The sequence below is a fragment of the Micromonospora sp. WMMA1949 genome (assembly GCF_027460145.1).
Taxonomy (GTDB): domain Bacteria; phylum Actinomycetota; class Actinomycetes; order Mycobacteriales; family Micromonosporaceae; genus Micromonospora.
Genome location: NZ_JAPZBG010000001.1, coordinates 1,188,809 through 1,214,576, shown reverse-complemented (window position 1 = coordinate 1,214,576; position 25,768 = coordinate 1,188,809). Strand labels below are relative to the sequence as shown.

General features: G+C 72.5%; 23 protein-coding genes. 16 read left to right on the top strand and 7 right to left on the bottom strand.

The annotated features are described in order from the left end of the window. Window positions 1–97 precede the first annotated feature (97 nt). Together O7607_RS05390 and O7607_RS05385 are read right to left on the bottom strand one after the other, a co-directional pair. A complete protein-coding gene (locus tag O7607_RS05390) occupies window positions 98–766 on the bottom strand; it encodes a DUF998 domain-containing protein (RefSeq protein WP_269701410.1) in 669 nt (222 codons plus the stop codon). Next, window positions 759–1,724: a glutathione S-transferase family protein gene (locus tag O7607_RS05385; RefSeq protein WP_269696300.1), complete on the bottom strand. Its 966-nt coding sequence runs from the start codon at window positions 1,722–1,724 to the stop codon at window positions 759–761. Before O7607_RS05385 ends, O7607_RS05390 begins: the two co-directional genes overlap by 8 nt. A gap of 99 nt (window positions 1,725–1,823) precedes the next feature. Between O7607_RS05385 and pcaF the strand changes: the two genes are divergently transcribed. From pcaF to O7607_RS05355, 6 genes are all read left to right on the top strand, one after another. Continuing rightward, a complete protein-coding gene (gene pcaF / locus O7607_RS05380) occupies window positions 1,824–3,029 on the top strand; it encodes a 3-oxoadipyl-CoA thiolase (RefSeq protein WP_269701409.1) in 1,206 nt (401 codons plus the stop codon). Between the two features lie 116 nt (window positions 3,030–3,145). Next, window positions 3,146–3,964, top strand: coding sequence for an SAM-dependent methyltransferase (locus tag O7607_RS05375; protein ID WP_269701408.1), 819 nt, complete (start codon window positions 3,146–3,148; stop codon window positions 3,962–3,964). A 4-nt stretch (window positions 3,965–3,968) separates the two neighbouring features. Next, window positions 3,969–6,119: a putative bifunctional diguanylate cyclase/phosphodiesterase gene (locus O7607_RS05370; RefSeq protein WP_269701407.1), complete on the top strand. Its 2,151-nt coding sequence runs from the start codon at window positions 3,969–3,971 to the stop codon at window positions 6,117–6,119. Window positions 6,120–6,128: 9 nt separating this feature from the next. After that, window positions 6,129–6,629 carry a DUF456 domain-containing protein gene (locus O7607_RS05365; protein WP_269701405.1) on the top strand — a complete coding sequence of 167 codons (501 nt, stop codon included), beginning with the start codon at window positions 6,129–6,131 and terminating at the stop codon, window positions 6,627–6,629. Between the two features lie 262 nt (window positions 6,630–6,891). Continuing rightward, window positions 6,892–8,466, top strand: a complete 1,575-nt coding sequence (locus O7607_RS05360) for an amino acid permease (RefSeq protein WP_269701403.1) — start codon at window positions 6,892–6,894, stop codon at window positions 8,464–8,466. 29 nt (window positions 8,467–8,495) lie between these two features. Then, entirely contained in the window at window positions 8,496–8,873 is a 378-nt protein-coding gene (locus O7607_RS05355; RefSeq protein WP_269701401.1) for a nuclear transport factor 2 family protein, read from the top strand. Between the two features lie 33 nt (window positions 8,874–8,906). Here the strand turns inward: O7607_RS05355 and O7607_RS05350 are convergent, their stop codons facing one another. Continuing rightward, complete coding sequence (locus O7607_RS05350) at window positions 8,907–10,187, bottom strand: MFS transporter (protein ID WP_269701400.1); 1,281 nt, start codon at window positions 10,185–10,187, stop codon at window positions 8,907–8,909. A gap of 58 nt (window positions 10,188–10,245) precedes the next feature. Between O7607_RS05350 and O7607_RS05345 the strand changes: the two genes are divergently transcribed. After that, a complete protein-coding gene (locus tag O7607_RS05345; RefSeq protein ID WP_269701399.1) occupies window positions 10,246–11,205 on the top strand; it encodes an ArsR/SmtB family transcription factor in 960 nt (319 codons plus the stop codon). A 42-nt stretch (window positions 11,206–11,247) separates the two neighbouring features. On the opposite strand, the gene O7607_RS05340 is transcribed toward O7607_RS05345, so the two are convergent. After that, complete coding sequence (locus O7607_RS05340; protein ID WP_269701398.1) at window positions 11,248–12,426, bottom strand: PQQ-dependent sugar dehydrogenase; 1,179 nt, start codon at window positions 12,424–12,426, stop codon at window positions 11,248–11,250. 86 nt (window positions 12,427–12,512) lie between these two features. Between O7607_RS05340 and O7607_RS05335 the strand changes: the two genes are divergently transcribed. The 6 genes from O7607_RS05335 to O7607_RS05310 all read left to right on the top strand — a co-directional run bounded on the left by O7607_RS05335 (window position 12,513) and on the right by O7607_RS05310 (window position 22,115). Next, window positions 12,513–13,877, top strand: coding sequence for a glutamine synthetase family protein (locus O7607_RS05335; RefSeq protein ID WP_269701396.1), 1,365 nt, complete (start codon window positions 12,513–12,515; stop codon window positions 13,875–13,877). A 201-nt stretch (window positions 13,878–14,078) separates the two neighbouring features. After that, entirely contained in the window at window positions 14,079–15,434 is a 1,356-nt protein-coding gene (locus O7607_RS05330) for an aldehyde dehydrogenase family protein (protein ID WP_269701394.1), read from the top strand. Window positions 15,435–15,439: 5 nt separating this feature from the next. Further along, on the top strand, window positions 15,440–16,207 hold the full coding sequence (locus tag O7607_RS05325; protein ID WP_216932547.1) for a 3-oxoacyl-ACP reductase: 768 nt from the start codon (window positions 15,440–15,442) through the stop codon (window positions 16,205–16,207). Window positions 16,208–16,218: 11 nt separating this feature from the next. Further along, complete coding sequence (locus tag O7607_RS05320) at window positions 16,219–16,938, top strand: gamma-glutamyl-gamma-aminobutyrate hydrolase family protein (RefSeq protein ID WP_269701392.1); 720 nt, start codon at window positions 16,219–16,221, stop codon at window positions 16,936–16,938. Between the two features lie 206 nt (window positions 16,939–17,144). Beyond that, the gene (locus O7607_RS05315) at window positions 17,145–20,813 is read left to right on the top strand and encodes a SpoIIE family protein phosphatase (protein WP_269701390.1); all 3,669 of its coding nucleotides are present in this window, start codon (window positions 17,145–17,147) and stop codon (window positions 20,811–20,813) included. Between the two features lie 54 nt (window positions 20,814–20,867). Further along, the gene (locus tag O7607_RS05310; RefSeq protein WP_269701388.1) at window positions 20,868–22,115 is read left to right on the top strand and encodes an FUSC family protein; all 1,248 of its coding nucleotides are present in this window, start codon (window positions 20,868–20,870) and stop codon (window positions 22,113–22,115) included. A 20-nt stretch (window positions 22,116–22,135) separates the two neighbouring features. Here O7607_RS05310 and O7607_RS05305 read toward each other — a convergent pair whose 3' ends face one another. Then, on the bottom strand, window positions 22,136–22,450 hold the full coding sequence (locus O7607_RS05305) for an STAS domain-containing protein (protein WP_269701387.1): 315 nt from the start codon (window positions 22,448–22,450) through the stop codon (window positions 22,136–22,138). A 94-nt stretch (window positions 22,451–22,544) separates the two neighbouring features. Here O7607_RS05305 and map point away from each other — a divergent pair, with 94 nt between their 5' ends. Then, complete coding sequence (map, locus tag O7607_RS05300; protein ID WP_269701386.1) at window positions 22,545–23,402, top strand: type I methionyl aminopeptidase; 858 nt, start codon at window positions 22,545–22,547, stop codon at window positions 23,400–23,402. Then, the gene (locus O7607_RS05295) at window positions 23,399–24,115 is read left to right on the top strand and encodes a VIT1/CCC1 transporter family protein (RefSeq protein ID WP_194799779.1); all 717 of its coding nucleotides are present in this window, start codon (window positions 23,399–23,401) and stop codon (window positions 24,113–24,115) included. Before map ends, O7607_RS05295 begins: the two co-directional genes overlap by 4 nt. A gap of 19 nt (window positions 24,116–24,134) precedes the next feature. On the opposite strand, the gene O7607_RS05290 is transcribed toward O7607_RS05295, so the two are convergent. Further along, window positions 24,135–24,812, bottom strand: coding sequence for a nucleotidyltransferase domain-containing protein (locus O7607_RS05290; RefSeq protein ID WP_442929462.1), 678 nt, complete (start codon window positions 24,810–24,812; stop codon window positions 24,135–24,137). 117 nt (window positions 24,813–24,929) lie between these two features. Here O7607_RS05290 and O7607_RS05285 point away from each other — a divergent pair, with 117 nt between their 5' ends. Further along, complete coding sequence (locus tag O7607_RS05285) at window positions 24,930–25,199, top strand: type II toxin-antitoxin system prevent-host-death family antitoxin (RefSeq protein ID WP_269701385.1); 270 nt, start codon at window positions 24,930–24,932, stop codon at window positions 25,197–25,199. Between the two features lie 19 nt (window positions 25,200–25,218). Here O7607_RS05285 and O7607_RS05280 read toward each other — a convergent pair whose 3' ends face one another. Then, window positions 25,219–25,749 (bottom strand): GNAT family N-acetyltransferase, encoded by a 531-nt coding sequence (locus tag O7607_RS05280; RefSeq protein WP_269701383.1) that lies wholly within the window; start codon window positions 25,747–25,749, stop codon window positions 25,219–25,221. Window positions 25,750–25,768: the final 19 nt, after the last annotated feature.

Below are 25,768 nucleotides of genomic sequence, written 5' to 3'. Positions count from 1 at the left end.
AAGGCGGGCGTCAGGGCGTGGAGCTACGCCGGACAGACGCCGCTGGCCTGCCGTCGCAGATCGACGTACAGGCGCTCGGTGAGGCACCAGACATTGGTCATCGTCGCGACACGTTACTCCCTTCTTGCGCCGGAATGGAAGGACCGTCGGTCGTGAGGCTCCTTACAGCCAGGTAACCGGCGGTGGCCAGCCCCCACGCGGCGACCACGACCAGCAGCACCCGCTCCGACAGCCCGAGCAGCGGGCTGCGGCCGACCAGCAGCAGTGCCAGCGCGACCACGGCGGCCACCGGTAACGCCAGCGCCGCGCCGACCGCGGCGATCCGCCGCAACCCCAGGTCCGCCTCCGGGGAGAACAGCAGCGCCAGCATGGCGAGGACCACCACGGCGGTCGCCGCGATGCTGGCCCCGCCGTGCACCAGGTCGGCCACCGTGGGCGCCTCGAACGGCGGCAGCGGGCAGCCCTCGCTGCACGTGACCGCGCCGGAGAGCACCGTGGCCACCGCGCCGACGCCGAGCAGCCCGGCCGCCGCCCGTAACCCCGGCGGCAGCGCCCCGGCGAGCAGCAGCAGCGACGCGGCCACCGAGAAGATCCCGATCCGGTACGCCCCGGCGTACCCGCTGTCGGCGATGCCCGCCTCACTCACGTACCCGGCGGGGCCCGGACCGGGACCGGCGACCACCGCAACGGTCACCGCGGCGACGCCGGCGGCCAGGCAGACGGCGGCGAACGCGGCGGCGATCCGGCGGCCGGTGTCCTCAGCCACGTCCGTGCGGGGTGGTCCAGCCGGACAGATCCGGGCCGAGCGGCACGATCCGGGTCGGGTTGATCATGTCGTGGGTGGCGTAGTAGTGCCGCTTGATGTGGTCGAAGTCCACCGTCTCGCCGAAGCCCGGCGTCTGGAACAGGTCCCGCGCGTACGCCCAGAGCACCGGCATCTCGGTGAGCTTGCGCTCGTTGCACTTGAAGTGCCCGTGGTACGCCACGTCGAAGCGCACCAGCGTGGTGAACAGGCGCACGTCCGCCTCGGTGATCGCGTCGCCCATCAGGTAGCGCCGACCGGACAGCCGCTCGCTCAGCGCGTCGAGGCGGGCGAACAGCGCGGTGAACGCCTCGTCGTACGCCTCCTGCGAGGTGGCGAAGCCGCACCGGTAGACGCCGTTGTTGACGTCCCGGTGGATCTCCGCCATGAGCGCGTCCATCTCCGGGCGCAGCTCGACCGGGTAGAGATCGGGCGCGTCCGGCGCGTGGAACCGCCGCCACTCGGTCGAGAAGTCCAGCGTGAGCTGCGGATAGTCGTTCGTCACCACCCGCCCGGTGAGCGTGTCCACGAGCGCCGGCACTGTCACCCGGCCGGTGTAGTCCCTGTCGGTGGACAGGTACGCCTCGGACAGGAAACCGATGCCGAGCACCGGGTCGAAGCCGTCCGGGTCGAGCGCGAACCGCCAGCCCCGCTCGTCCCGGATCGGGTCGACGGTGCCCAGCGAGATCACCTCGTCCAGGCCGAGCAGGCCGCGCACGATCCGGGCCCGGTGCGCCCACGGGCAGGCCCGGCACCAGATCAGCCGGTAGCGGCCCGCCTCCAGTGGCCAGCGCCCCGCCTCGTCCGGCCCGCCGCCCTCGGGTGAGGTGGAGTGCGGGGTGACCCGGCCGGTGAACCGGTTGGGCTGGCGGACGAACGCGCCGCCGCCGCTGGTCTCTGCGCTGAACTGAGCCCCGGACATGCGGCAAACCTATCCGCTCGGGTCACGGATATCCTGGCGCCGGGTACTCCCGCGACCCGCCGACCGACCCCTTCCCACCCCCCGAAGGACGTACGCGCGATGACAGTGGCCTATCTCGTTGCCGGAGTCCGTACCCCGATCGGCCGGTACGCCGGCGCCCTGGCCGGGGTCCGCCCCGACGACCTGGCCGCGCACGTCGTCCGCGAGCTGGTGTCCCGCCACCCGTCGGTCGACTGGGCCCGCACCGACGACGTGATCCTGGGCTGCGCCAACCAGGCCGGTGAGGACAACCGCAACGTGGCCCGGATGGCGGCGCTGCTCGGCGGCCTGCCGGAGGAGGTGCCGGGCAGCACCGTCAACCGGCTCTGCGGCTCCGGGCTGGACGCGCTCGCCTCCGCCGCGCGCGCGATCGTCGCCGGGGAGGCCGACCTGGTGGTGGCCGGCGGCGTGGAGAGCATGAGCCGTGCGCCGTTCGTCATGCCGAAGGCGGCCACGCCGTTCGCCCGCACCGCCGAGGTGTACGACACCACGATCGGCTGGCGGCTGGTCAACCCCCTGATGCGCAAGGGCTGGGGCGTCGACTCGATGCCGGAGACGGCGGAGAACGTCGCCGCCGAGTTCGGCGTGGACCGGGCCGCGCAGGACGCCTTCGCGTACCGGTCGCAGCAGCGGGCCGCCAAGGCACAGGCCGACGGCCGGCTGGCCGAGGAGATCGTCCCGGTGACGGTGCCCGCGGGCAAGCGGGAGACGAAGCTGGTCGAGGCCGACGAGCACCCGCGCGAGACGACGCTGGAGAAGCTCGCCGCGCTGCCCACCCCGTTCCGCGAGGGCGGCACCGTCACCGCCGGCAACTCCTCCGGCGTCAACGACGGCGCCGTCGCGCTGCTGGTCGCGTCCGCGGCCGCCGTCGAGCGCTACGGCCTCACCCCGCTGGCCCGGGTACGCGGCGCCGCGTCGGCGGGCGTACCGCCACGGATCATGGGTATCGGCCCGGTTCCGGCGACCCGGAAGCTGCTCGACCGGACGGGCCTGTCGCTCGCCGACGTGGACGTGATCGAGCTGAACGAGGCGTTCGCCGCGCAGTCGGTGGCGGTGCTGCGCGAGCTGGGCCTGCCGGAGGACGCCGAGCACGTCAACCCCGGCGGCGGGGCCATCGCGCTGGGTCACCCGCTCGGCGCCAGCGGTGCCCGGCTGGCGTTGACCGCCGCGCTGGAACTGCGTCGCCGGGGCGGCCGGCGGGCGCTCGCCACCATGTGCATCGGAGTCGGTCAGGGCATCTCGATGCTGCTGGAGTCGGCCGACTGAACCGAGGCGCCCGCATCGCCTCAGGTGGATCTCCCGAACCCGGCCGTACGCGCCTAGAGTGGTGTAGACCACATGATCCGCCATCGACGGCGGACGACGACCTGGGGGACCGAGCGATGCAGACGCCGGAGAGCCTTCCCACCGAGATCGACCTGAGCCGGCCGAGCGCCGCCCGGGTCTACGACTACTTCCTCGGCGGGGCGCACAACTTCGAGATCGACCGGCAGCTCGCCGAACAGATCGCGGCCATGACGCCGAACCTGGCCGCCACGATGCGCTCCGGGCGGGAGTTCCTGCGCCGGGCCGTACGCGTGCTGCTCGACGCCGGCATCGACCAGTTCCTCGACATCGGCTCCGGCATCCCCACCGTCGGCAACGTGCACGAGGTCGCCCAGACCGCCGACCCGGACGCCCGCATCGTGTACGTCGACATCGACCCGGTGGCCGTGGCGCACAGCCACGAACTGCTCGCCGGCAACGACCGGGCCACCGCGGTCCTGGCCGACCTGCGCGAGCCGAAGCTGATCCTGGACCACGCCCGCGCCAGCGGCCTGATCGACTTCGACCGTCCGCTGGGCATCCTGCTCGCCGGCGTGGTGCACTTCGTGCCGGACGCGGACCGCCCGGCCGACATCCTGGCCACGCTGCGCGCCGCCGCCGCACCCGGCAGCTACCTGGTCATCTCCCACTCCACCTTCGAGGACCAGCCGCAGGAGATGCTGGACGCGCAGCGGCTGTCGGCGCGTACCGCCACCGAGATCACGCTGCGCTCCCGGGCCGAGATCACCGGCTTCTTCGGCGACTGGACGATCCTCGAACCGGGCGTGGTGCACATGCCGCTGTGGCGGCCCGACTCCCCGTCCGACGTGGACGAGCACCCGGAGCGGTTCGGAGCCTTCGGCGGCGTCGCCCGGCACGACCGCGCCGCCGGCTGAGCCCATGCGCACCCCGGACAGCGACGGGGGAGACGTCAGCCGGCCCGGCGCCGCCGCGTACGCCGCCGAGTGGGCACGTGCGGTGCGCCGCATCGGGTTCGTGCCGTTGAGCGCGGCCGAGACCGAGCGCCTGCTGGTGCCGCTCACCGAACGGCTCGGCGAGGCCCTGCTCGCCCCCACCTTCTCCGCCGGCCCGGCGGAGGAGGTGGGGCGAGCCCTGGTGCAGGCGCATCTCACCGAGCCCGGTGTGCTCGACTGGTCGGTGCAGGCACTCGGCGACCGGTTCCTGCCCTGGGTGCTGCCGTCGCGGACGGAGTCGCCGGAGCTGCGTGAACGGGTCGCGTTGCTCCAGGGCGCGTTCGCCGCCGGGTTCGCCCGCGCGCTGCGCGACCGGGTCTTCAGCCAGCAGGAGCGGATCGCCAGGTCCGCCTGGCAGGCCCGGGACACTGTCGAGCAGGCGTTGCGGGACAGTGAGGCGCGGTTCCGGGCGGTCTTCACCGGGGCCGTCATCGGCATCGGCATCGCCGGGGTGGACGGGCAGATCATCGAGGTCAACCAGGCCTTCGCGGACATGCTCGGCTACACGGTCGCGGAGATGCGGCGGATGAACGTGTCGGCGCTGGCCTATGCCGACGACGCAGCCGGGATGTGGGAGCTGTACCAGGAGGTGATCGAGGGCAAGCGGGACAGCGCCCGGGTGGAGAAGCGCTACTACCGCAAGGACGGCAGCGTGGTCTGGACCGACCTCGCGGTCTCGCTGATCCGGCACGACGACGGCCGGCCCCGGTTCACCGTCGCGATGGTGGAGGACATCACCCAGCGGTACGAGCTGCAGCAGCGGCTGCGCTTCCAGGCGCTGCACGACCCGCTGACCGGCCTGCCCAACCGGACGCTGTTCTTCGAACAACTCGGTGAGGTCTTCGACGGCGCCGGCCCGGACCAGCGCGTCGGCCTCTGCTTCATCGACCTGGACGGCTTCAAGGCGGTGAACGACAGCCTCGGCCACGACCTGGGCGACCGGCTGCTCAAGGTGATCGCCCGCCGGCTCAGCGACTGCGTGGCCGGGCGCGGTCACCTGGTGGCCCGGATGGGCGGCGACGAGTTCGTCATCCTGGTCGACTCCGACGGCGGCATCGACGACGCGGTGGAGGTCGCCGAACTGGCCCTGGCCGCGGTGTCCGCGCCGGTGCACGTCGGCGACCAGCAGTTGGCCGTGTCGGCGAGCATCGGCATCGTGGAGTGCCCGGCGGCGGAGACGAGCGTCGGTGACCTGATGAAGGCCGCCGACACCACGCTCTACTGGGCCAAGGCGGAGGGCCGGGGCCGCTGGGCGGTGTACGACCCGGAGCGCAGCGCCGCCGACATCGCCCGCTCCGCGCTGGCCGCGAACCTGCCCGCCGCGCTGGACCGGGGCGAGTTCGTGCTGCACTACCAGCCGATCGTGTCGCTGCTGGACGGCACGATGGTGGCGGTCGAGGCGCTGGTCCGCTGGCAGCACCCGGAACTGGGGCTGATCGGGCCGGACCGGTTCATCGGGCTGGCCGAGGAGACCGGCCTGATCGTCCGCCTCGGCGCCTGGGTGCTGCGTCAGGCCTGCCGCGACGCCGAGTCGTGGCGGCGCGCGTACCCGGACACCACGCCAGTGGTGAGCGTCAACCTGGCCGCGCGGCAGGCCGACGACCCGGCCATCGTGGAAACGGTGGCCGAGGCGTTGCAGCACACCGGCCTGCCGGCGGAGCTGCTGCAACTGGAGCTGACCGAGAGCGCCGTCATGGGCAGCGCCGGTGAGCCGTTGCGGACGCTGCACCAGCTGGCCGATCTCGGGCTGCGGCTGGCCATCGACGACTTCGGCACCGGCTACTCGAACCTGGCGTACCTGCGGCGGCTGCCGATCCACTGCGTGAAGCTGGCCGGTCCGTTCGTCGAGGGGATACGGGGTGACGGCGGGGACGCGGTGGCCGACCACCGCGACGAGCGGATCGTGGACGCGCTGGTCCGGCTGGCGCACGCGCTGGAGCTGTCGGTGACGGCCGAGGCGGTGGAGACCGAGGTGCAGGCCGAACGGCTGCGGGCGCTACGGTGCGACACCGGGCAGGGCCGGCTGTTCGGCGCACCGATGCCCGCCGACGGCATCCGCGCCCGCCTGGGTGGGTAGGAGAGAACTGTGAGCCTCACCGATTCGCAGGCCGTCGTGTCGGTCGTCGCCGCGCTGGCGATCGTTGCCGGCCTGGCCGGGGTGATCGTGCCGGGGCTGCCGGCGCTGCCGCTGTGCTGGGGCGGGGTGCTGGTGTGGACGCTGTTCGGCGACGCCGGACCGGGCCGCTGGGCGGTACTCGCCGCCGCCACGGTGATCGCCGCGGGCGGCACCGTGCTCAAGTACCTCTGGCCGGGGCGGAACCTGAAGCGGACCGGCGTGCCCACCACGTCGCTGCTGGCGGGCGGGCTGCTCGGGGTGGTCGGGTTCTTCGTCATCCCGGTGGTCGGGCTGCCGATCGGCTTCGTCGGCGGGATCTTCGGCGCGGAGCGGCTGCGGCTCGGCGACACCCGCCTGGCCTGGCCGGCCACCGTGCAGGCGCTCAAGGCGGCCGGGCTGTCGATGGTCCTGGAGTTCACCGCCGGCCTGATGATCGCCGCGCTGTGGGTCGCGGGGCTGCTGTTCGTCTAGAGGTGCGGCGGCGCGGGGCGTCCGGAGGGTACGGCCGAGCGCCGTACATCAGTGAGAGAGAGGTGGACGCCGCGCGCCGCCGCGGACCGGGCGTTGCCGAGCGCCCGGTGCCGGCCCGTCGGGTCGGGCCTGGTCACGCCCACAATGATGCCCCTCGTGGGATCGGGCGACAACGCAATTACCGGGCTACGTATTGACCACCTTGATCGGCCGGGAGCACACTGCGAGCACTCGCACGAGCATCGCCTCGAGGAGGTGTGCAGTGGCCACGACGCCCGCGCCGACCGCCGAGCAGCCGATGGACGACGACGCCCGACGACTCGCCGAACTCGGCTACAAACAGGAGCTGCGCCGCAAGTGGAGCGGCTTCTCCAACTTCGCGATCTCGTTCTCCATCATCTCGATCCTGGCCGGCTGCTTCACCACGTTCGGCCAGGCGTGGAACAACGGCGGCCCGGTGGCGATCTCCTGGGGCTGGCCGCTGATCTCGCTGTTCATCCTGATCATCGGCTTCTGCCTGGCCGAGCTGGTGTCGGCGTACCCGACGGCCGGCGGGATCTACTGGTGGGCGGCGACCATGGGCCGGCCGGTGCACGGGTGGTTCACCGGCTGGCTCAACCTGATCGGGCTGGTGGCGGTGACCGCGTCCGTCGACTACGGCTGCGCCACGTTCCTCAACCTGACGCTGTCGGCGCTGTTCGACGGCTGGGCCGGCACCGGGCACCAGACGTTCGGGCTGTTCGTGGTGATCCTCGCGCTGCACGGCCTGATCAACATCTACGGGCACCGCATCATCGACGTACTCCAGAACGTCTCGGTCTGGTGGCACGTGGCAGGCGCGGCCGCCGTGGTGCTGATCCTGGTCCTGGTCCCGGACAACCACCAGAGCTTCCAGTTCGTCTTCACCGAGCGGTTCAACAACTCGGGCTTCGGCGACGGTGACACCGGCGGGCTGGCGTTCTGGTTCTACGTGCTGCCGCTGGGCTTCCTGCTCACGCAGTACACGATCACCGGCTTCGACGCCTGCGCGCACGTCTCCGAGGAGACCCGGGGCGCCTCCAAGGCCGCCGCGCAGGGGCTGTGGCGGTCGATCTTCTACTCCGCGGTGGGCGGCTGGATCCTGCTGCTGGCGTTCCTGTTCGCGGCCACCGACGTGGACGCCATAAACGAGGCGGGCGGCTTCTCCGGGGCGATCTTCGAGAGCGCACTGACGCCGTTCTTCTTCAAGGCCGTCATCATCATCTCCACCATCGGGCAGTTCTTCTGCGGGATGAGCTGCGTGACGTCGATGTCGCGGATGGCGTACGCGTTCAGCCGGGACCGGGCGGTGCCGGGCTGGCGGCTGTGGTCGAAGGTCAACCGCAACGGCACACCGGTCAACGCCATCATCGGGGCGACGCTGGCCGGGCTGGTGCTCACGCTCCCCGCGCTCTACCAGCGCGGCGGCATCCCGGTCGCGTTCTACGCGGTGGTGTCGGTGGCGGTGATCGGGCTCTACCTGTCCTTCATCATCCCGATCTTCCTGCGGCTGCGGATGGGCGACCGGTTCAACCCGGGGCCGTGGACGCTCGGCCGGCGCTACAAGCTGCTCGGCTGGATCGCGGTGGTCGAGATCGCTGTCATCTCGATCTACTTCGTGTTGCCGATCGTCCCGGCGGGTGTGCCCGGCAACCCCGACTTCAGCTGGACGGCGGTGAACTACGCGCCGATCGCCGTGGGCGGGGTGCTGCTCGGTGTCGGCATCTGGTGGTACGCCTCGGCCCGCAAGTGGTTCACCGGCCCGCGCCGCACCGTCGACCAGCCGGAACCGGAGCCGGAGCCCGCCGAACCGTCGTAGCTGTCGGTGGGTACTGCCATGATCCGCCGATGGAGACGGAAACGGTGGTACGCGCGTTGTGGGATCGCATGCAGGCCCGGGACTGGACCGGAGTCGGCGATCTGCTGGCCGACGACGTGGTGGTCGAGTGGCCGGTCAGCGCGGAACGGATCGTGGGCCGCGAGAACTACGTGAGGATCAACGCCGAGTACCCGGAGGGCTGGTCGATCCGGGTACTGCGGGTGGTGGCGGCGGGCGACACGGTGGTGTCCGAGGTGGAGGTGCCGCACGAGGGGATGGGCGTGCACCGGGTCGCGTCGTTCTGGACCGTGCGCGACGGGAGGATCGTCGACGGCCGCGAGTACTGGACGAGCCTCGGCGCGGACCCGTCCCCGCAGTGGCGGTCCGCCTGGGTCCAGCCGATGTGACGCGTCAGCGTCGGCACCTCGGATCGCGGCGAGTCAGTCGCGATCCGTGGAGGCGTTCGCGCGGGCTTCCAACCGCCGGAACTCCGGCGAGCTGACCGTACGCAACGTCACCGCGATCACCAGGGCACACAGCGCTGCCCCGCCCCAGAAGACCGCTCGGACGCTGATCAGTTCCGCGGTGAAGGCGGCGAGCAGAGCCCCGAGCGGCATCGATCCCCAGCTGGTCAGGCGACTCACCCCGCTGTAGCGCCCCATCATCGCGTCGGGGACGACGAGCGCGCGCAGTGAGCTGTAGGTGACGTTCCAGGCGCCGCTGCCGGCGCCGCCCAGGAGGGTGGTCACGGCGATCAGCGGGGGTGACGAGGAGATCGCCGGTGCCGCCAGCAGCACGGCGAAACAGGCCATCGACGCGGTGAGGACGACCGGCCTTCCCAGCCGGCGGGTGAGCGCCGGCGCGACACTGGCGCCCAGCACGCCGCCCACTCCCAGGGCGCCGATCAGCAGTCCGTACTCCGAGTGGCTGAGGTCCAGCGGTCCGGGCGCGACCGCATAGACGGCGATGACCGACATCCACGCCGCCCAGCAGCCACTCGCCGCGCCGGCTACCAGCAGCAGCGTCCGCAATACCCGCTCCCGCCACACGTACCGGACGCCCTCCCGGATGTCGGCGCGAAGGCCGGACGCGCTCGGCGTCGAGCCGGGGTGGCGGTTGCTGCGATAGGGACCGGTCATGAGCGCCAAGGCGAGCAGCGCCGCGGCGTAGCCGGCGCCTCCGGCGCCGAGCGCGACGGCCAGCCCGGCGGCAGCCAGCAGCCCGCCCAGAGGAGGCCCGATGAACTCGTTGGCGACGGTCTCGGTCGCGGTCAACTTGGCGTACGCGGACTCCATGCGGTTTCGGGGGACGACCATCGGCACCACCGACATCCGGGTGGTGTCGGTGAACACCTCGGCGATGCCGAGTGCCAGTGCTCCCGCGTACAGGCCGGCCAGCGGCAGCGCGTCCGCGAGGAAGCCGGCGACGAGCACGGCCAGGATCAGGGAGCGTACGACGGTCGAGGCCATGATCAGGCGTCGGCGGTCGACCCGGTCGGCGAGGACGCCGGCGGGCAGCGAGAACAACAGCCAGGGCAGGGTGTTGGCCAGAGTGATGCCGGCGACCAGCGCGGGGGAGTCCGTCATCGACACGGCCACCAGGGGCAGGGTCAGCTTGACGACACCGTCGGCCAGGTTGGTGATCCCGACACCGGCCCACAACGCCCTGAAGTTCCGCGCGCCCACGGTCCGCGGTCCGGTCGACTGAATGACGCTCTGCATGGCCGGCAGCTTGAGGTATCGCGCGGTGCCACCCTAGAGTTTCGACTGGAGGCGAAACGTGGCGGTGTTCCTGGTCGACGCCGAAGTGATGGCGCAGGCACGTTTCGGCACGTCACAACTCACCGAGACGTTGGGGGCGCTCAACATCCTGCGCCGAGGTCAGCCGCTTCCCTGGCACCGGGCCTGGCGGGACCAGCACGTCGACGCATTCAACGGTTTCCTTGACGACGACCCGGTGACCGCGGCCATCGTGGCGCACGCCATGTCGTCCTCCTGGATGGCCGACTTCATGACGGTGCCTCCCGCCCGTCCGAACATGACGCTCGACGACGAGATCGTGGCGCTGGAATCGCTGCCGGACGAGCGGATCCGCGCGGATCTGGCCCGCGTACGCTCCCCGCTGCCCCCCGAGTTGCGCGGTCCAGGGTTGGCGGGCCGGGCTGCTGCTCTGCTGCGCTGGGTCTGGCACCACACGATCGAGGCGGACTGGCCGCGCCGGCAATCGGTACTGCGCGCCGACGTGGTGTCCCGGATCTCCCGCCTGGGCAGGGACGGATGGGCCGGGGTCATCGACGACATGCGGCCGGGCATGTGCTGGCTCGGCGACGGCCGGTTGCAGGTCGAGGAACGGCCCTACCCGCCGTGCGACGTGCGGGGTGGGGAGCTGACCTTCTTCGCGGCCCACTGCCGGGGAGGCTGGGTCTCCTGGAGGTTGCCCGACCGGTTCGGGATCGTCTATCCGGTGACGGGGATCTTCGCCGGGGCGCCTCTCGGCACGCCGGATCCTCTGCGGCGTCTGCTCGGTGACGCACGGAGCCGGATCCTGGTGCAGGCGGCCGAACCGATCAGCACCACCGCATTGGTCGCCGCGACCGAACTGCCACTGGGCACTGTCGGGGGTCACCTGCGCGTGCTGACGGAGGCCGGCCTGCTTCAGAAGCGCCGGTCGGGCCGCGAGGTCTTCTACTGGTGGACCGACGCGGCCCGGGCGCTCGTGGCCGGTGCCTCATCGTTCTGACGTGAACCGATCCCGGGCCGCGCTGTCCGCGTACCTCTGGGGTCAGATCGTGGGGCGGCGGTGGGTGAGCGGGAAGCGCAGGATGGGGTCGTCGCCGGCCGCCGGGGTGCCGCGGCCGTCGCGGTTGCTGGTCGCCACCCAGAGCGCGCCGTCCGGCGCGACCTCGACGGTACGCAGGCGGCCGTACGTGCCGGCCAGCTCCGGCACCGGTACGCCGACGCGGCCTGCGGCGTCGACGGGCACCGCCCAGAGCCGCGCGCCGCGCAGCGCGGCGACGTAGAGCGTGCCCCTGGTGAACGCGGCGCCGCTCGGGGACGCCTGGGCGGGCGGCCACACGACGACCGGGTCGCGGAACCGGGGATCACCGGCGACGCCCTCGACGAGCGGCCAGCCGTAGTTGCCCCCGGGCACGATCCGGTTCACCTCGTCCCAGGTGCTCTGCCCGAACTCGGTGGCGAACAGCCGGCCGTGCCGGTCCCAGGCGAGGCCCTGCACGTTGCGGTGGCCGTAGCTGTAGACGAGCGAGCCGGGGAACGGGTTGCCCGCCGGCACCCCGCCGTCCGGGCGGATCCGCAGGATCTTGCCGTTGCGGCTGGTCAGATCCTGCGCGCGGGTGGCCACCCCGGCGTCGCCGATCCCGGCGTAGAGCATGCCGTCGGGGCCGAACGCGATCCGCCCGCCGGCGTGCACCGAGCTGCGGGCGATGCCGCTGACCAGCACCCGGGGCGCGCGGGCCGAGCCGAGGCGGAACCGGACGATCCGGAGGTCGGTCGCGGTGGTGTAGGCGGCGTAGACCCACCGGTCCCGGCGGTACGTGGGGGAGACCGCCAGCCCGAGCAGGCCCGTCTCCCCACCGGCGGCCACGTCGGCGATCCGGGCCACCTGCCGGGCCGGGCGTCCCGGGCGTACGCGCAGGATCGTGCCCCGGTCCCGCTGCGCGACCAGGGCGCTGCCGTCGGGCAGGAAGTCCAGCCCCCACGGCGCCTCCAGCCCGGTCGCGACGACGCGGGGACGGGTCAGGTCGTAGCCGGACCAGCCGGCACGCCCGTCGAAGCCGCGCAGGTCGAGCGCGACCGGGCGCTGTCGTGCGTCGGCGGGGACCGGCCGGTCCGGGCCGTCTGCTGGGCGCTGCCCGGTGGGCCGGTTGCCCGCGTGGGCGTCGGTGGCGGCCAGCACGATCGCGAGGACGGCGGCGACGACCGCGACGGTACGACGGCGCATCTGCGCTCCTCGGTTTCGCCACCGGCCTCGCCGGGGCATTGACGGTGATCCGGTTTGCCAGTAGACCTTGGTGATGGAGGCCCCTGATGAAGCAAACGCCGCTCTCGCTGGAACAGTTGCGGGTCGCCGTCGCCGAGGGTGAGATCGACACGGTGGTGCTCGCGCTCACCGACATGCAGGGCCGACTGCAGGGCAAGCGGTTCCACGCGCCCTACTTCCTCGACCAGGTGGTCTCGCACGGCAGCGAGGGCTGCAACTACCTGCTCGCGGTGGACGTCGACATGAACACCGTCGACGGGTACGCGATGTCGAGCTGGGAACGCGGCTATGGCGACTTCGCCATGCGCCCCGACCTGGACACGCTGCGCCGGATGCCGTGGCAGCCCGGGTCCGCGCTGCTGCTGGCCGACCTGGAGTGGCTGGACGGCTCCGGCCCGGTGGTCGCCTCGCCCCGGCAGATCCTGCGCCGCCAGCTCGACCGGCTGGCCGCGCACGGGCTGACCGCGTACGCGGGCACCGAGTTGGAGTTCGTGCTCTACCGCGACTCGTACGAGGAGGCGTGGCAGCGCGGCTACCGCGACCTGACGCCGGCCAACCAGTACAACGTGGACTACTCGCTGCTCGGTACCGCCCGGGTCGAGCCGCTGCTGCGCCGCATCCGCACCGAGATGGCCGGCGCCGGGCTCACCCCGGAGAGCGCGAAGGGCGAGTGCAACCTCGGCCAGCACGAGATCGCCTTCCGGTACGACGAGGCGGTGCGCTGCGCCGACCACCATGTCATCTACAAGAACGGCGCGAAGGAGATCGCCGCCCAGGAGGGCATGGCGATCACGTTCATGGCCAAGCCGAACGAGCGGGAGGGCAACTCCTGCCACATCCACTTCTCGCTGCGCGACGCCTCCGGCTCGTCGGCGATGCTGGGGGACGGGCCGGCGCATCTGAGCGTCACCGGGCAGCGGGTGCTGGCCGGGTTGCTCGCCACGATGCGCGAGTTCAGCCTGTTCTTCGCGCCGAACATCAACTCCTACAAGCGCTACCAGCCCGGCTCGTTCGCGCCGACCGCGTTGCGCTGGGGCACCGACAACCGCACCTGTGCGCTGCGGCTGGTCGGGCACGGGCAGGGGATGCGGGTGGAGAACCGGGTGCCGGGGGCCGACGTCAACCCGTACCTGGCGATCGCCGCGTTGGTGGCCGGGGCGGTGCACGGGATCGAGAACGAACTGGAGCTGGCGGACGAGTGCACCGGCAACGCGTACGACGACCCGGACGCCGAGCGGGTGCCCACCACGCTGCGTGACGCGCTGGAGTTGTGGCAGCGCTCCGAGGTGGCCCGGACGGCGTTCGGCGACGAGGTGGCCGACCACTACGCCAACCAGGCGAAGGTAGAGCTGAGCGCCTTCGACGCCGCGGTGACCGACTGGGAGCTGGTACGTGGCTTCGAACGCCTCTGACTCCGCGGGCCGGTTCGGGCCGCACCGCTGGTTGCGGTGCGTAACGGCGGCAAAGGAACAGTCAGGTCGGAGCGATATACCTGAGAGTCATAATTATGACTCTCAGGTATATCGCTTCACAGGAGCTTGTCTCTCGGGTCGCGACACGCCGGGAAAGGCCGATCCGACCAGCAGACCGGCACGTGGAGAGTGGGGGCGGGCGTGGGCGAGGTGATCTCGCCGGTTGACGGGGAGACGCTGGGTGAGGTGGCGTCCGCGTCCGTGGCGGACGTGGACGCGGCGATCGGGCGGGCCGCGACGGCGTACGAACGGTGGCGTCGGGTGGCGCCGGGGGATCGGGGGCGGCTGCTGCGGCGGTTCGCGGCCCAGGTCGACGCGCACCTGGAGGAGCTGGCGCTCCTCGAGGTACGCAACGCCGGGCACACCATCGGCAACGCGCGCTGGGAGGCGAGCAACGTCCGCGACGTGCTCGACTACTACGCGGGCGCGCCGGAACGGCTGACCGGCCACCAGATCCCGGTGCCCGGCGGGCTCGACGTCACGTTCCACGAGCCGCTGGGCGTGGTCGGCGTGATCGTGCCGTGGAACTTCCCCATGCCGATCGCCGGCTGGGGGTTCGCCCCGGCGCTGGCCGCCGGCAACACGGTGGTGCTGAAGCCGGCCGAGTTGACCCCGCTGACCGCGTTGCGCCTGGCCGAACTGGCCCGCGACGCCGGCCTGCCCGAGGGTGTCTTCACCGTGCTGCCCGGCCAGGGCAGCGTGGTCGGCGAACGGTTCGTCACCCACCCGGCGGTCCGCAAGATCTGCTTCACCGGCTCGACCGAGGTCGGCACCCGGATCATGGCCGGCTGTGCGGCCCAGGTGAAACGGGTGACGCTGGAGCTGGGCGGCAAGTCGGCGAACATCGTCTTCGCCGACGCGGACCTGGAGAAGGCGGCGGCCACCGCGCCGTACGCGGTCTTCGACAACGCCGGCCAGGACTGCTGCGCCCGCTCCCGGATCCTGGTCCAGCGCCGGGTGTACGACCGCTTCCTGGAACTGTTCGAACCGGCCGTACGGGCGGTGCGGGTGGAGGACCCGGCCCGGGACACGGCCGAGATGGGCCCGCTGATCTCCGCCGCGCACCGGGACCGGGTCGCCGGGTACGTCGACGGCGCGGACGTCGCGTTCACCGGCTCGTGCCCCGACGGCCCCGGCTTCTGGTACGCCCCGACGGTGCTGCTCGCCGGCTCCCCGGCGGATCGGCACTGGCGGGAGGAGGTCTTCGGCCCCGTCGTCTCGGTGCTGCCGTTCGACGACGAGGCGGACGCGATCCGGCTCGCCAACGACACCGAGTACGGCCTCTCCGGCTCGATCTGGACCCGGGACGTGGGCCGCGCGGTGCGGGTGGCGCGCGCTGTCGAGGCCGGCAACCTCAGCGTCAACTCGCACTCCTCGGTGCGCTACTGGACACCGTTCGGCGGGATGAAACGCTCCGGCCTGGGCCGGGAGCTGGGTCCGGACGCGCTGCACGCCTTCACCGACGTCAAGAACGTGTTCATCGGCACCGAGGAGTGATCACAGTGCAGGGACGGCTTTCCGACCGGGTGGCGGTCGTGACCGGCGCCGGCAGCGGCATCGGGCTGGCCACCGTACGCCGCTTCGCCGCCGAGGGTGCCCGCGTGGTGTGCGTGGACATCGACGCCGACGCCGGCACCCGGGCCGCGCAGGAGGTGGACGGCGAGTTCGTGGCCGCCGACGTGGCGGACGAGACGGCCGTACGCGACCTGTTCGACGGGGTGGTGCGGCGGCACGGCCGGGTGGACGTGTCGTTCCACAACGCCGGCATCTCCCCGCCGGACGACGACTCCATCCTGGAGACCGGCCTGGACGCCTGGGAACGGGTGCTGCGGGTGAACACCACGAGCGTCTACCTGTGCTGCAAGTACGTCATCCCGCACATGCGCCGGCAGGGCAAGGGCTCGATCATCAACACCGCCTCGTTCGTGGCGCTGATGGGCGCGGCGACGTCGCAGATCGCGTACACGGCGAGCAAGGGCGGGGTGCTGGCGATGACCCGGGAGCTGGGCGTGCAGTTCGCCCGCGAGGGCATCCGGGTGAACGCGCTGTGCCCGGGACCGGTGGCGACGCCGCTGCTGCTGGAGTTGTTCGCCAAGGACCCGGAGCGGGCTGCCCGGCGGCTGGTGCACGTGCCGATGGGCCGGTTCGGCGACCCCACCGAGATCGCCGCCGCGGTGGCGTTCCTCGCCAGCGACGACGCGTCGTTCATGACCGCCGCGCAGTTCGTCGTCGACGGCGGCATCACCGGTGCCTACGTGACACCCCTGTGAGCGCGGGCACCGTGAGCGCGAGAAGGCCGGTCATCGGCATCACCGCGTACGTCGAGCCGGCCGGCTGGGCGGTGTGGCGGGACGTGCCGGCGACGCTTGTGCCGCACGCGTACGTCCGTTCGGTCACCGCGGCGGGCGGCCGGGCCGTGGTGCTGCCCCCGGACGACGCCGACGCGGACGTGCTGGGGCTGCTGGACGGGCTGCTGCTGGCCGGCGGCGCGGACGTCGGCCCGGAGCGGTACGGCGAGCCGCCGGACCCGCGTACCGAGAGCCGGCCGGAGCGCGACGCCGGGGAGGCGACGCTGCTGGCCGCCGCGCTCGCCGCCGACCTGCCGGTGCTGGGCGTGTGCCGGGGGATGCAACTGCTCGCCGTGGCGTACGGCGGGCTGCTGCACCAGCACCTGCCGGACGTGGTCGGGCACGACGGGCACCGTCCCGCGCCGGGCGTGTACGGCTCGCATCCGGTGCGCTTCGCCGCCGGTAGCCGGGCCGCCGAGGTGATGGCCGGGGTGGACCGGGTCAACTCGTACCACCATCAGGCGGTGGCCGACCCCGGCGGCCTCGCGGTCACCGGCTGGGCCGACGACGGGGTGATCGAGGCGGTGGAGGATCCGGCGCGGCGCTTCGTGCTCGGCGTGCAGTGGCATCCGGAGAACGAGACCGACCCGCGGCCGGTGGCCGCGCTGGTCCGGGCCGCGATGTCGGCTAGATCACACACCCGCGTTTCGTAGGTGGGGGAGAGGCCGAATCGGTGGTCCCGCCGACCAGCGAGGACCGCCCGAGTCGCCCCTGACCGTCGGTTACGCCAGGATGAGGAGGAGGTAACCAGCGTCGAACGGTGCGGGTGCGTTACGTTGCTCGTCCGTCGGGGTAGTAGGCGGGGACGGTCGGCGTGACAGCGCCGACCGTCGTGATCATGGCCGGAGCGGGAGGCTGCATGGGCTCGGCCCAGGGGGGCGGGGGCGACAGTCGTTCGTCCCCGGCGGCCGGCGAGGCGTCACTGTCGCCGCTGCTCGCCGCGGCGTTCGCAGCCGGCGGCGAGATGGGCGAGCGGCTGCGCGGCTTCGACTGGTCCACCACCCCGCTCGGCAGCCCGGACCGCTGGCCCGCGGCGCTCTGCCACGCGGTGAGCACGATGCTGTCGTCCCGGGCGCAGATGGTGGTGTTCTGGGGCGAGGACCATCTGGCCTTCTACAACGACGCCTACCGGCCGACCATCGGCGACAAACATCCGGCCGTGATCGGCCAGGCCGCACGCCGGCACTGGGCCGAGACCTGGGACGTGCTCGGCCCGCTGCTCGACGCCGTGCGCCGCACCGGCGTGCCGTACCGGGGTGAGAACCACCCCTTCGTGATCAACCGGCACGGGTTCCTGGAGGACGTCTACTTCGACGTCTCGTACGACCCGATCCGCGACGCCGACGGCACCGTCAGCGGGATCTTCTGCTTCGTCAACGAGACCACCGGCCGGGTGCTCGGCGAACGCCGGCTGCGTGTCCTCGCCGAGCTGGGCAACGAGCTGGGCGACGTACCCGGCATGCTCGAACTGGGCCGGGCCGTCACCCGGGTGCTCGACGCCCACCGCGCCGACGTGCCGTTCAGCGCGGTCTGGTTCTCCGACGAGACCGGGTCGCTGGTGCCGGCCGGCTGTTCGGGCGTGGAGCCGGACACCGTCGCTGGCCCGCCGCCCGGGCTGCCCGACGACGAGCCGCTGACCGCGCCGCGCTGGATCGCCACCGCCGACCTGCCCGGCGCGGTGCCGCCGGACGCCGCCGACCAGGCGCTCCTGCTGCCGCTGACCGCCACGAACGAGCCGGCCGGCGTGCTGCTGCTCGGAGTGTCCCGGCGGCTGCCGTTCGCCGCCGACTACCGCGACTTCGTCGACCTGGTCGCCGCGCAGGTGTCCCGGGCGGTGGGCAAGCAGCGGGCGTACGAGCAGGAACGCGCCCGCGCCGCCGAGCTGGCCGCGCTGGACCGCGCCAAGACCAGCTTCTTCGCCAACGTCAGCCACGAGTTCCGTACCCCGCTCACGCTGGTCCTCGGGCCGCTGGAGGAGATGCTCGCCGACCGGGAACTGCCCGAGCGGTACCTCGACCGGCTCACCGTCATGCACCGCAACGGGCTGCGCCTGCTCAAGCTGGTCAACACGGTGCTCGACTTCTCCCGGCTGGAGTCCGGCCGGCTGGCCGCCCGCTACCAGCCCACCGACCTGTCCGACTACACCTCCCGGCTGGCCAGCACGTTCCGCTCGGCCACCGAGCGGGCCGGGCTGCGCCTGGTGGTGGACTGCCCGCCGCTGCCCGCGCCGGTCTACGTCGACCGGGACATGTGGGAGAAGATCGTCCTCAACCTGGTGTCCAACGCGGTCAAGTTCACCTTCGACGGCGAGATCCGGGTCCGGGTCCGCGCGGCCGACGGCGCCGCCGTCCTGGAGGTGACGGACACCGGCGTCGGCATCGCGCCGGAGGAGCTGCCGCAGGTCTTCGAGCGGTTCCACCGGGTCGCCGGTGCCCGCTCGCGGACCCACGAGGGCACCGGGATCGGGCTCGCCCTGGTCCGCGAGCTGGTCGAGATGCACGGCGGCACGGTGACCGCGCACAGCGTCGTCGACCGGGGCACCACGTTCACCGTGACCATGCCCTTCGGGTACGCGCACCTGCCCGCCGACCGGGTGGCCGCCCTGTCCCCGGTGCCGCTGAGCGAATCGGAGCAGGCCCGCCTCTACGTCGCCGAGACGGCGCTCTGGACCGACGAGGTGGCCCGTCCGACCGGGCTGCCGGAGCCGTCCGGCTCGCCCGGCGGTTCCGGCCGCATCCTGTTCGCCGACGACAACCCCGACCTGCGCGAGCACGTCGTCCGGCTGCTCTCCCCGGCGTACGAGGTGGTGGCCGTGCCGGACGGCGTGGAGGCGCTGCGGCTGGCCGTCGAGACCCCGTTCGACCTGGTGCTGACCGACGTGATGATGCCCCGGCTGGACGGCTTCGGGCTGGTCGCCGCGCTGCGTGCCGAACCGGCCACCCGGCACGTGCCGATCGTGCTGCTCTCGGCGCGGGCCGGTGCCGCCGAGGAGGTCGCCGGCCTGTCCACCGGCGCGGACGACTACCTGACCAAGCCCTTCTCCAGCCAGGAGCTGGTGGCGCGGGTGCGGGCCAACGTCGAACTGGGCCAGTTGCGCGGGCAGATCATCCGCCGGCTGCGGGCGCTCGCCGACGCGGCCGTGGAGATCAACACCGCCCGGTCCACCGCCGAGGTGGTGCGGGTGGCGGCCCGGCACGCGCTGCGCCTGGCCGAGGCCGGACGGGTCCGGGTCTCCGCCACCGGGGCCCGCCACGAGGAGGACGCCGGTGGTGACCTGCCCGCCGAGCCGACAGTGGTGCTGCCGCTCACCGGCACGTCCGGCGAGCAGCTCGGCGAGCTGCGGGTGTGGCGCCGCGAGGGTGGCGGCACCGAGGAGGCGGCGCTGGCCCAACTGGCCCGGCTGATCGGCGTACGGCTGGAGAACGCCCAGCTCTACGAGGCCGAACACCACATCGCGACCACGCTTCAGCACAGCCTGCTGCCGCGTACGCTGCCGCAGTTGCCCGGCGCGGTGGTGGCCAGCCGCTACCTGCCCGGCAGCGCCGACGTGGAGGTCGGCGGCGACTGGTACGACGTGATGGCCACCGCCGACGACGACCTGGTGCTGGTCATCGGCGACGTGGTGGGCAAGGGCGTGCGGGCCGCCGCGGCGATGGGCCAGCTCCGCAACGCGCTGCGGGCGTACGTCATGGAGGGCTACGACCCGGGCGAGGCGCTGACCCGGCTCAACCGGCTGGTCCACTCCGCCGGCAGCGGCTCCTTCGCCACAGTGGTCTGCCTCGGCTTCTCCCCGCGCACCGGCCGCATCCGGTACGCCAGCGCGGGTCATCCCTCACCCCTGCTGATCCGAGGAGACGACGTGGCGTTCCTGCACGATCGGGCCCTCGGACCGCCGATCGGGGCGATTCCCGGCGCCGTCTACCCGGCCGCCGAAGGCGAGCTCGCCCCGGGCAACCGGCTCCTGCTCTACACCGACGGCCTGATCGAGGACCGGTCCGCGGGCATCGACGCCGGGCTGGGCCAGTTGCGGGCGGACGCGACGGCGCGCGCCGCGCACGTTGCGGACCTGGTCGACGCGGTCATGGCGCGGGTGGCCGAGCGGTCCCGGCACGACGACGTGGCGGTGCTCGCGCTGGAAGCGGCCGAGTTGAACCGCTTCGCGTTGCGCCTGCCCGCCGACCCGACCCGGCTCAGCGTGCTGCGCAAGCGGCTGGAGGACTTCCTCGTCGCCCACCAGGTCGGCGAGACCGACCTGTTCGACCTGACCGTGGCGGTCTCCGAGGCGGCGGCGAACGCGATCGAGCACCCGGTCGACCCGGTGGATCCGACGATCGAGGTCGAGGTGACGATCGCCGACCGGACGGTCATCGCGACCGTCCGGGACAGCGGACGCTGGCGGGAGTCGAGCGGGTCGAGTTTCCGGGGACGCGGGCTGGCGCTGATCCAGGCGCTGGGGGAGATGGACGTGACGCGTACCGAGGCGGGCACCGAGTTGACGCTGCGCCGCCGGCTGACCGACCGGGACTGAGCCTGTTTGCCGCGTAAAGCGGATCAAATGCGGCGAAGTCCCTAGGATCGCCTCATGGGGCGTGAGCCGTTCCGTCCTTCCCACGGCAGCGGGAACGACCCGGTAGGTGCGGCGTGGACGGCGATTCGCCGTACCGGCCGGGACACTGTGCGGGATCGGCTGCGGCGGGTGCGGTTGAGCCTGCTCGTGGCGGTGCAGTGCGGGGTGGCCGCCGCAGTCGCGTGGTGGGTCGCGAAGGACCTGATCCACAACCCGCAACCGCTGTTCGCGCCCGCCGTCGCGGTCGGCACCATCGCCAGTTCGGTGAGCCAGCGCTTCCGCCGTACGCTGCTGCTGGTCGCCGGCGTGGCGGTGGGCATCATGCTGGGCGACCTGCTGGTCTCCTGGGTCGGGCAGGGATACGTCCAGATCGGCGTCATCGTCGCCGCCGCGATCCTCGTCGCCGTCCTGCTCAGCGACGAGGGCGCGTTCGTCACCCAGGTCGGCGGCAGCGCGATGGTGATCGCCGTGCTGTTCCCGGCCCGGACCGACATCGCGCTGCCCCGCTTCCTCGACGGCGTCGTCGGTGGGGCGGTCGGCATCCTGGTCGCGGTCGTGGTGCTGCCCCTGAACCCGATCTACCGGATCCGGCGGGCCGGCCGGCCCCTGCTCAACCAGATGGCCGCCGGGCTGGACCGCCTGGCCGACGCGGCCCTGGCCCGGGACGCCGAGCTGGCCCGTCAGGTCCTCGACACGCTGCGCCGGCTCGACACCTCGGACGTGGAGACCGCGATGTCAGGCGCCGACGAGGTCGTCCGCCTCTCGCCGCTACGGTGGCACAACCAGAGCGCGCTGCAGGGGTGGCGGCACGGCGCCATCCTCATGATCCGGTCCCTGCTGCACAGCCGCGACGTCGCGCTCAACCTCGAACGCGCGATCCGTGACGACGAGCCCGTTCCGCCGTCGCTCGCCGAGGCCGTGCGGTGCCTGGCCGAGGCCGCGCGCACCGTCGCTGCGGGCTGGTCCCCGTCCACCGACCGGCCCTCCCGATCCCAGCGGGCCGCGATGTCGGCCCTCCGCCTCGCTCAGGAGGCGTTGCGCAGCGGCCTGCGCGTCAGCGGCATCAACGTGGCGAACGAACTCACCATCATCGCGGTGAACACGATCCGGGCGAGCGGGGTGCGCAAGCGCGACGCCGAGTCGCTGCGTCGTGATCTCGCCCCGGACACCGCGGGGGAGACGGGAGAGCGGCACCCCGCGTCGGGTCCGGGGCGGCCGGAACCGGGGCCGGGCCTGTCGCCCGGGATGGGAGAGGCCTCCTAGCCGGAGGGCGCCCGAGTCGGTCAGGTGCGGGCGAGCCAGTCCTGGTCGCCCAGGCCGGAGATGTCCAGCACGCGCCGGACCTGCGGGGACGGCAGCACGGTGAGCGCGGCCGGGAACCGCTGCGCGAGCCGGACCACCGCGTGGATGGCGGCCGAGTCGAAGAAGGTGACCGCCCGCAGGTCGAGCGTGAGCTGCTTGGCGGGCTCGCGGAGCGCGGTCTGGAACATGGTGTCGGCGGTCGCCATGTCGACCTCGCCGGTCACCTGGACGCGCAGTTGGTCGCCGTCGACCTGCGCCGTCACGGAGAAGACGGGCGCCGCGCCCCCTTGATCCACGGAGCAACAATGGCACAGCGTTTGCGGCACGGCAACAACCTGCCCGGCGGGCCTGTGGCGGGGGGCACACCACCCCCGGCGATAGGCTTGGGCCATGACCGTCCGTGCGCCGCTGACCCCCGGCACGCTCTCCCCGTGGCGAGCGGTCCCCGCCCACATCCCGCGCCCGGAGTACGTGGGTAAGAAGCGCCCCCAGGAGTGGCGCGGCTCGCACGTGCAGACGCCGGAGACCATCGAGAAGATGCGCGTGGCGGGGCGTCTCGCCGCCCAGGCCACCCAGCTCGCCGGTGAGCACTGCAAGCCCGGCGTGACCACCGACGAGATCGACAGGGTGGTGCACGAGTTCCTCTGCGACCACGGCGCCTACCCGTCGACGCTCGGCTACCGGGGCTTTCCCAAGTCGTGCTGCACCAGCCTCAACGAGGTGATCTGCCACGGCATCCCGGACACCACCGTGCTCGAGGACGGCGACATCATCAACGTCGACGTCACCGCGTACCTGAACGGCGTGCACGGCGACACCGACGCCACGTTCTGCGTGGGTGAGGTGAGCGAGGAGGCCCGCCTGCTGGTCGAGCGGACCCACACGGCGATGATGCGCGGCATCAAGGCCATCGCGCCGGGGCGGCAGATCAACGTCATCGGCCGGGTCATCGAGTCGTACGCGAAGCGCTTCGGCTACGGCGTGGTCCGCGACTTCACCGGGCACGGCATCGGCGAGGCGTTCCACAGTGGCCTCTACGTGCCGCACTACGACAGCCCGCGCCCCACCGACGTGATGGAGCCCGGCATGACGTTCACCGTCGAGCCGATGATCACGCTCGGCACCTACCAGTACGACATGTGGGACGACGGCTGGACCGTGGTCACCAAGGACCGCCGGTGGACGGCCCAGTTCGAGCACACGATCGTCGTGACCGACGACGGCTACGAGATCCTGACGCTGCCGTGACCGACACCCCTGCGGCACTGCGCGAGGCGCACCACGCGGACGTGTCCGGCGGCTGGCTGCGTCCGGCCGTCTTCGGCGCGATGGACGGGCTGGTCACCAACATCGCGCTGATCGCCGGTGTGGGCGGAGGCGGGGTGTCGCCGCGCAGCGTGGTGCTCACCGGCACGGCCGGCCTGGTGGCCGGTGCCATCTCGATGGGCCTCGGCGAGTACACGAGCGTCCGGTCCGCGAACGAGCAGGTCGCCGCCGAGGTGGCCAAGGAGCGGCGCGAGCTGGAACGCCACCCGGAGGCCGAGGCCCGGGAACTCGCAGACGCCTGGGTCGCCCGTGGACTGTCCCGCGAGCTGGCGACGCAGGTCGCCGAGGCGGTACGCGCCAACCCGGAGGAGGCGCTGCGGGTGCACGTACGGGAGGAACTGGGCGTCGACCCCGACGACCAGCCCAGCCCGTGGGCCGCGGCGATCTCGTCGTTCGTCTGCTTCTCGATCGGCGCGCTGGTGCCGCTGTTGCCGTACCTGCTCGGCTTCACCAGCCTCTGGCTGGCGCTCGGCGTCGGCGGCGTCGGCCTCTTCGTCGCCGGTGCGATCGTGGCCCGGTTCACCAACCGCGCATGGTGGCGTGCCGGTCTGCGGCAGTTGCTGCTCGGCGGGCTGGCGGCCGGCGCGACCTACCTGATCGGCGCGCTGATCGGCGTCAGCGGCGGTATCGGCTGAGGCTGAGCCACCCCGGCCGTCAACCGGACAGCAGGTCGTCGATCGTGCCGTCGACCGGCCGCCCCCGGGCGGCCAGTTCCTCGGCCTGGCGGGTCAGCGCCGCGCCCACCTCGGTCATGTCCGCCCCGGCCAGCCCGGTACGCCGCACCGCGTCCCCGGGATCGCGGAAGTAGGTGCGGCTGAACAGTCCCTGCACGGTGGCGGCGGCCAGCCGCGCCTCGCCGAGCATGAGCAGCGCCTGGTCCGTCTCGTACCATTCGGCCAGCCGCAACGCGCGGGCGTGCGCCGCGCTGCCCCGGTACCACGCCTGCCGCGCCGCGCTCGTGAACTCCGCCGGCCGGGCGCGTGCCAGCCGCGCCAGGTGCTCGTCGCGCAGCTTTCGCAGCCAGCCGGTCGGATCGTGCAGGGCGCGGGTCGTCACGTACCGGTCCGCGGCCAGCGGCCAGCGGGACGTGATCGTCGTCGCCCGGCGCAGGTAGTCGCCCGCCCCGGCCACCGTGAGGTCGACGAGCACCCCGTCCACCCGCCGGGTGGCGGGCGGCGGCCCGGCGCCGGGCCGGTAGGTGACGACCAGCAGGCCGACCTCGCGGTCCCCGCCGCCGTCGTCGTCGCCGTGCGCGAGCGGACCGTGTACGGCGACCGCCAGCACGTCGGCCGGGAACCGCCGCAGGACGGCGTCACCGACCCGCTCGGCCACCTGCCACCGTGGATCGTCCAGACGCCGCTCGGCATCTCGCTCGCCGGCCAAGGCCACCGCCAATCCGCAACGTCGTCAGTTCGACTTGTACGACTTGTACGACCGTACGCTTCAGGTATGACCGAGCCCGCTGCCGAGCTTCCGATCTCCGATGCTCGCGAGAATCTCGCGGATGTCGTCTCACGCGCTCACTACGCCGGTCGCATCACCTACGTCACTCGTCGTGGGCAGCGGCTGGCTGCCATTGTCCCGGCGGACCTCGCCGAGGCGATCGAACGCGCCGAGGACGCGATCGACGTCGAGGCTGCCCGGGCCGCCCTGGCCCGTCTGGATGCGGGCGAAGCGCCGGTTTCCCTCACCGACCTGCGCAAAGAGGTGGGCCTCTGAGAAGCTGGCCGCCAGCCGCTCATTGCTGCTGAGGTGACCGGCGCGTTCCAGTCCGCGCCTCCTCGGCGGTCCGCAGATCGCGTACCAGCAGTTCCATCGAAGGACCCCACGGCAGCTCGGCGTGCCCGGCAACCCGCCAGCCGTTGCGCCGGTAGATGCCGTTCGCCAGGCTGCGCGGATCGGAGGCGAGCGTCGCCCAGCTCTCCGGACGCCCCTGAAGAAGCCGACGCATCAACTCCGCGCCGATGCCGTGAGACCGATGCCGCGGGTGGACGACCCATTCCAGTACGGCGAACTTGTCGCGATCCCGCACCTCGGCCGGGGGTTCCTCCTCCGCACGCGACCACCAGGTGCCGGCGGCCATGGTCCACCCGTACGCCGCTCCGATCAGTTCTTCGCCCTCTCTCGCCAGGACGAGGCGGAATCCGGGCCGTGCCGCCTCGTCGGGCAGCCCGGCCCGGAACCGGGCGACCTGTGCCGGGCCTTCGAGGTAAGGCGGTTCGGCGTAGACCAGCGCGTACAAGTCGGCGAGAGCGTCGACGACAGACATCAGCTTGTCGGGATGGCAC